Origin of the sequence: Cognatundibacterium rivi (assembly GCF_018139565.1) — a bacterium.
GTDB lineage: Bacteria > Pseudomonadota > Gammaproteobacteria > Burkholderiales > Burkholderiaceae_D > Undibacterium > Undibacterium rivi.
Map to the genome: position 1 here is coordinate 375,262 of NZ_JAGSPK010000004.1, position 7,131 is coordinate 382,392.

Annotated in this window: 4 protein-coding genes and 1 pseudogene; 1 reads left to right on the forward strand and 4 read right to left on the reverse strand. The window is 49.5% G+C overall.

Annotated features, from left to right (window positions below):
* Positions 1 to 98: 98 nt before the first annotated feature.
* From KDM87_RS13410 to KDM87_RS13425, 4 genes are read right to left on the reverse strand one after another with little or no spacing between them, the layout of a single operon-like run.
* Entirely contained in the window at positions 99 to 1,814 is a 1,716-nt protein-coding gene (locus KDM87_RS13410; protein ID WP_212679533.1) for an ABC transporter ATP-binding protein, read from the reverse strand.
* A gap of 9 nt (positions 1,815 to 1,823) precedes the next feature.
* A complete protein-coding gene (locus KDM87_RS13415; protein WP_212679534.1) occupies positions 1,824 to 2,936 on the reverse strand; it encodes an ABC transporter permease in 1,113 nt (370 codons plus the stop codon).
* Positions 2,937 to 2,948: 12 nt separating this feature from the next.
* Positions 2,949 to 3,887, reverse strand: coding sequence for an ABC transporter permease (locus KDM87_RS13420; protein ID WP_212679535.1), 939 nt, complete (start codon positions 3,885 to 3,887; stop codon positions 2,949 to 2,951).
* Positions 3,888 to 3,921: 34 nt separating this feature from the next.
* Positions 3,922 to 5,778: an ABC transporter substrate-binding protein gene (locus KDM87_RS13425; RefSeq protein ID WP_230407768.1), complete on the reverse strand. Its 1,857-nt coding sequence runs from the start codon at positions 5,776 to 5,778 to the stop codon at positions 3,922 to 3,924.
* Between the two features lie 950 nt (positions 5,779 to 6,728).
* On the opposite strand from KDM87_RS13425, the pseudogene KDM87_RS13430 reads away from it, so the two are divergent.
* Positions 6,729 to 7,131 (forward strand): annotated as a pseudogene (locus KDM87_RS13430) (energy transducer TonB); the annotation flags it as partial.

The window sequence follows — 7,131 nt, forward strand, 5'->3', positions numbered from 1 at the left end:
TTCAGACTATTCAGCTGTTTTTAAACATACTCCCCAAAAAAGATAATTTACAGAGGGCAGGGCCGGATTTGTCAGGTGTCGTTACTCCATTTGTCCGCTCAGATGCCGCTGGTAACATGCGCTGCCTGCAGCCCGCGCGGGATCGCTTTCAAGAGAGTCTGCGTATAAGCTTGTTGCGGATGCAGATAAAGCTCATCCGAATTCGCCAGTTCCACCACCTTGCCTTTGTTCATCACCATGACCTGATCGGCGATGTATTTCACGACCGCCAGATCGTGCGAGATGAAGATATAGGATAGGCCGAATTCTTCCTGCAAATCCTGCAGCAGATTTAATACCTGCGCCTGCACCGAGACATCCAGCGCCGATACCGATTCATCGCAGATCAGCACTTCCGGTTTCATCGTCAGACAGCGCGCAATCGCAATCCGCTGACGCTGGCCGCCGGAAAATTCATGCGGATAACGATGAAAGGCAGCAGCAGGCAAGCCGACCTTGTCGAGTAACTGCATTGCCATCGCCACTCTTTCATTGTTGTTCGCACCGATCTGATGTATCAGCATTGGCTCCATCAGGATCTGGCCAATCGTAAAGCGCGGATTGAGCGATGCGTAAGGATTCTGGAAAATGATCTGAATCCGGCGCTTGTACGGTAAAAACGCTTTGTCCGACATCGACAGAATATCTTTGCCATCAAAGATGGCTTGTCCGCTGGTGGCCTGGTGCAGGCGCATCAGCGTTAAACCCACGGTGGTTTTACCTGAACCGGATTCGCCGACCACGCCCAGAGTTTTACCGCGGGCGAGTTTGAACGAAACATTCTCGACGGCTTTGAATTCTTTTTTGCCGAAAAAGCCGTCACGGGTATAAAAACTTTTCCCCAGGTTGTTAACTTCCAGCACGATATCTTCCGTGCCATCAATGCCACGTTGCCGCTCGTTCTGCGCAGGCAAGGCGCCCTGATGATGGATGAAATCGGCGATAACCGGTAAGCGCCACGGGCGGGTATCGAGCGAAGGGCGGCAATGCAGCAGCGCTTGCGTGTAGGTGTCTTTCGGCTGTTCGAATATCTGTTGTACCGTGCCGGTCTCGCGGATGACACCATGCTGCATGACGATGACATGATCAGCAATTTCACCGACCAAAGCCAGATCGTGCGTAATAAACAGTACCGACATTTTGTGTTTCACCCGCAGCGCATCGATCAGATCGATGATTTGCTTTTGTATTGTCACATCCAGCGCGGTGGTTGGTTCATCGGCGATCAGTAATTTAGGTTCACAGGCAATCGCCATCGCGATCATCACCCGTTGCTGCTGACCGCCGGACATCTGGCTGGGATACGCATCGACTTTCGATTGTGGGTCTGGAATGCCGACTTCTTCCAGCAGCGCAATTGCTCTGGCACGTGCCTGCTTTGCATTCATGCCCATGTGCAGGCGCAGGACTTCGGCGATCTGAAAGCCGACGGTGAAGACCGGATTCAGGGAGGTCATCGGCTCCTGGAAAATCATGGAGATATCTTTGCCGCACAGCTCGCGCCGTTGTTCTGTGCTGAGTTCGAGCAGGCTGCGGCCTTCAAACAGAATTTTGCTGTCAGAAGCAATGTTGGACGTATCCTGTGGTAGCAAGCCCATCACGGCCAGCGAACTGACCGATTTGCCGCTGCCCGATTCGCCGACCAGTGCTACCGTGGAGTTATGCGGAATCGTGAAAGACACGCCTTTGACGGTTTCCACGCTGTCTTTTTTATTGATGCGAAAAGAAACGCGTAGATTCTCGACCTGAAGCAATGGTGAAGTAGAGTGAGTCATCGTGTTTCCTTATTTCAGCTTAGGATCAAGCGCATCGCGCAGGGCATCGGTGAACATGGAAAATGCCGTCACCAGCACCGCCATCGCGGTGGTCGCCGCCACCAGTTGCCACCATTTACCAAGGATCAGTTCATTCTGCGCTTCATTCAGCATGCTGCCCCACGACACAGTGCCGACAGGAACGCCGAAGCCGAGGAAGCTCAGTATTACTTCTGATTTGATGAAGCCGACCACCAGTATCGATACCTGTACCAGCGCAACGTGGCTGACGTTAGGGAAGATATGAATGAACATTTTGCGGAAATGCGTCGCGCCGATGGCATCGGCAGCCCACACGTATTCGCGCGCTTTGTGCTTCATGTATTCCGCCCGCATCAGGCGGAAAGGGCCAGTCCAGCCGGTGAAGGCCAGAATCAGGATGATGGTGGAGACGCCTTTTTGCTGCAAAACTGCTGCGACGGACAGCACCAGCAACAGGTAAGGAATCGAGGTAAAGATGCTGTAAAACCAGTTAAAGAAGTCGTCAGTGCGTCCGCCGAAATAACCGGCAAATGCGCCGAATAAAGTGCCCAGCAACGTTGCTAATACGGCGGCAACCAGCCCCACTACTATCGAGGTTTCAGCACCTTTAATCGTTTTCTTGATGATGTCGTGTCCCCATTTGTCGGCACCAAATGGCAGTGTATTCGCCCGCTCAGCAACAACGGCTTTGCCTGACTTTGCCAGCGCGGCATTGATGTCGGCCATCTCTTTTGCCAGCGGATCATTAATCCCATAAAAATCCAGCGGCTCTGTTTGCCCGGAAGTTTTCTGACGTAAATCGCGTAAGACATCTTTCAAAGGATCGAGCGGATTTTCTGCGGGACTTGCTTGCGTTGCCGATGCTGTATGAGCTGTATCTGCTTTTTCTGTTGCTGTATCAGCGCCGATAAAATGCGGTGGCGCATAGCTGATGCCGCTTTCCTGTTCCCAGTCGGCGGCAATTATGCCGCTGGCAGACAGAACGAGCATCAGCAGAAATGCCGTGACGATCGCCAGAGAAACCATGGCAATTTTATCGGCACGCAAGCGACGCCATGCGAGCGTCCATAATCCCGTTGAAGTGTGTGGTTGCATAGTCATGATGTGCGATCCTTATTTCAACTGCACGCGTGGATCAACCGCCTGGTACAGCAGATCAGTCAACAGGTTAAATATCATGGTGGCTGCGGCGACATAAACGGTAATCGCTTTGATGACGGGGAAGTCGCTGCGTTCGACTGCCAGTATCACTTCGCGGCCGATACCGGGAATCGAGAAGAAGCGTTCGATCAAAAACGCGCCTATCAGCAGGGCAGGCAAGTTCGACATCACATGGGTGATGATGGGAATCGAGGCATTCCGCAGCACATGCACCCATTTCACGCGCCGTTCAGGCACGCCCTTGGCGCGTGCTGTGCGTACATAATCCTGATTCACTTCGTCGAGAACAAAGCTGCGGAATAAACGCAGATTCGGTGCGACACCGACGGCCAGTGCAATAAGAATTGGCAGGGCAGAATATTTGAATAAATTTTCGCCAAAACTGTTGCCCCAACCTTGTACCGGAAACAGACTTAACTGATATGCGAAGTAGTACTGACCGACGATGATGTACACCAGTATGCTGATGGACATACCAACTGTGCATGCAATCATGACAGTGCGGTCAGTCAGTGAGCCGCGTTTAAATGCAATCGCCAGCGCGAGCGCAATCGCGATGACTGTTTCTAAGATCGTCAGTGGAATCAGCACCGTCAATGATGGCCCGAGGCGGCTGCCAATAATTGACGACACCGCTTCGCCGGTACTCCAGCTATTGCCGAAATTAAAGGTCAGAATTTGTTTGATGAAAATCCAAAGCTGAACATAGTAAGGCTGGTCTATGCCGAGTTGGGTGCGGATATTCGCGATCTGTTCGACGTTCGACATTTTGCCTGCCAGCAGGTAGGCCGGGTCGCCACCGACCCAGTTAAACAGGAAAAATACCAGCAGAATCACACCCAGCATGGTAGGTGCCATTTGCCATAAACGGCGCAGGATATAAGCGGTCATAAGATGTCCCGGAGAAACGGAGGAGGATGGTGCATTATTTGTTTTTATCGATGTCGATGTAGGTCCATTCGACATGCATTACAGGATGCTTTTTATAGCCTATGACCCGCGCCTGCGAGAGCATATTTCGGTAACGTGCATAGCCGACTCTCTGTGCCGAATAAACTTCCATTACCCGCGCCATCTTGTGATACAGCGCGTCACGCTCTTCACCTGCCGGTAATTTTTGCGATGCTTCATACAGCTTGTCGTATTCGGGAATCGTCACGCAACCATTGTTATTCATGTGAATATTCTTGCTGTAAAACAACTGCATAAAATTATCGCCATCAGGATAATCGGCAATCCACGGCGAAATACGTTGTGTGAGTTGGCATTGCTTTTCTGCTTTCAGAATTTCAGCAAAGGGGCGGAAATCCACTTTCATGCGGATGCCCAGGCTGTCGTAAGTTTTTTTCCAGACTTCTGCCTGCAATTTGCCGCGTGATTCGGTTTGTGCTGTATAGGTGATTTCCAGCGGCTGACCATCTGGCAGGGTACGGTAACCGTCTTTTCCCTTTTTGTAGCCAAATTTGTCGAGCAGGGTATTTGCTGCTGCCGGGTTATATTGAATGCTGCTGCGGTATTTCGGGTCGTGCCCAACCACGCTCGGGGGAATAGGAAATTCAAGAGGAACCGCTTCGCCGTTATCGACAATCCGGATTTCATCCTCGACTTTATGTGCCATGGCGACGGCGCGGCGCAGGGCAATCTTTTCTTTACTCAGGCCACCCCAGACCGGATCCTGCATATTCCAGTAATAAATCGTCAGCTCAGGGTCGATAATGCGGGAGAGTTGCACGCCCTTTTTTTCGAATTCCGGTTTCAGCTTGCCATTTCTCATGACTTGCGGGGCGAGTCCGCCGTAGAGCTGAAATAAATCGACCTCATCTTTCTGAAACGCCAGCAAGCGGGACTGATCTTCGAGGATGACATTGACGATGACTTTGCCGATTTGCGGCATGCGCTTGCCTTTCATCGCCTGAACAATTTGCTGGTCCGCAGGATCCGCGCTGGCGGCATAGTCCCAATAGACGGGACGATAGTCTGGATTTGCTTCCAGTACCATTTTTGAACCGCGTACCCACTCTGTTAACTTATAAGGGCCGGTACCAACTGGATTCGCCATCGCCAGACCTTGTAAGTCCTGATATTTTTCGACGACTTCCCGTGCGACTGCCGACATCGCGGCATACGACAAAATCATCGGTAAATTGAAATCAGGGCGGCTCAGATGTATACGCAGAGTGTACTTGTCAACGACTTCCAGTCCCGGAATTTTGACGTCATAGTCAAATTTTCCGGTTTTTTTTGCTTTGGCGGCATAAGCGTCCAGACCAATAATCTTATCTTCCAGCAGCCAGCGGTGGCTGGATGCAATTTTCGGATCCATCAAGCGCTTGAAAGAGTAAACATAATCTTCCACCGTCAATTCGCGTTTTTTTCCTTTGAACGCGTCATCCGGGGTGAAGTAGATGCCTTTCTTGAGGCGTATCGTGTAGTTTTTTCCATCCTCAGAGACTTCTGGTAACTCTGCAGCGGTCTCCGGTACGACTTTGGCAGGGCTGGCGAGATAGTCGTAGCTGAATAAGCGCTCAAAGACAACCTCGTTAATCGTATTTGAATATAAGTCGCGCGTTGCGGCGGGATCGAACCCAGTTTCAGCAACTGGGAAGATCGTTCTTAATACTTTTGTCGGATCGGCAAAACCCGCGTCTTTGTTGGGCGAAGTTGCGGTACTGGTTCCGCAGCACAGAGCGAGAAGGAGAAAACTACCGATGGCACACATCCGTTTGCATTCGTGCAGATGCATGAACCCGGCAGATTTGTTTTTTGCGAACTTAAAATTCATATAGCGATGTCTCCAACTTCCAGATGTGTCCAGCCTCAGTGGCACTGATTCCGGCCACCTGATGCAGTTATTTGGTTATCTGATAAAAAGGTGGAGGAATTTATTCGCAGTGCGCCGTAACCTTATCTTAAGTTTCCTGAAATAAGGAGATCGCAAGAAAATTTTTATTGCTTTTACTTGCACTTAAATGGTGCGATTTTGCGCATTTATAGGCAATGATCACTGTTTAAGTGATAGATGATAAAAAATTTTTGCTGTCGTGCATTAAAAAAACAAGAAAAACTGGCGCAACTTTTGTGGGATTTCAGCCGATATTTCTATTGAAAGTAAATTTTATTCAGTTGTGAGTATTCGTTAGCAAATAATTTTGTGAAAGTTTTTCATAGAGAAGGCCTTGCACTAATTTTATGCTGCAAGGCACAAATTAATGCATTTCCTTTATTTTTCTTTTTTTGGCAAAATAAATGCTGTTGTTTTTCAGTGGAATACTATTTGCTAGGTATTGACAGTTGATGGCGAGAAATGGTTTTATGCGCCTTCGGAAAAATTTGGCGGATAAATTTACATATTTTTCTGTAGAATATAAGTTTATTTACATCAAGTTACTTTGGATAAAAATATTTACACGAAGTTGGTTTTTTTACTTCGCAGTCTGATAAATTGATTCGTGTAAATGTGTAATGTTTTGAACAACCGACGCTCAGATGTACTCAGATGATTGCAGTAATCTGCTTGGATTAAATGTGAGTGCGTTTGCAGAATTGGTTGTTCTTTGCTGCGGTAGTTGAAGCTGAATAACCGATTGAAATTCTGGCCTCTATTTTGCTTAAGAAAAACCGGTGCGTTCTGCGTAGGACATTCCTGACCGCATAGCCGTATTTATAATTGTTTTTGTTTGAATCGTTTTGACGTGAGTCAATAGTAGACCTTGTGGGGTTGGAGGAGTATTAATGGATTTTTCAGATCGCCAGCAAGAGCCGGGCAAGAAGTTCCTGGGCATAGGGCTGGTCATAGCGTTTCACGTAGTGCTGGTGTATGCACTGCTCAATGGCTTGGGCACCAAGCTCATCGAAATCGTGCAAAAGCCTTTAGAGACAAAAATTGTCGAAGAAGTGCCGCCACCGCCACCACCACCAGATACGCCACCACCACCGCCGCCGAAACTGCTGGCCCCACCGCCACCATTTATTCCGCCGCCGGAAGTGCAGGTACAACCACAGGTACAGCCGCAGAACACCATTTCTGCCGTATCCAACGTCAAACCTGAAAACCCGGTGTTCAGCAAAGCGCCACCGGCGCCTGTGGCAGAAGCACCGAAAGCGGCGGGACCGTCAATTGTTCCCGGCGTCATCG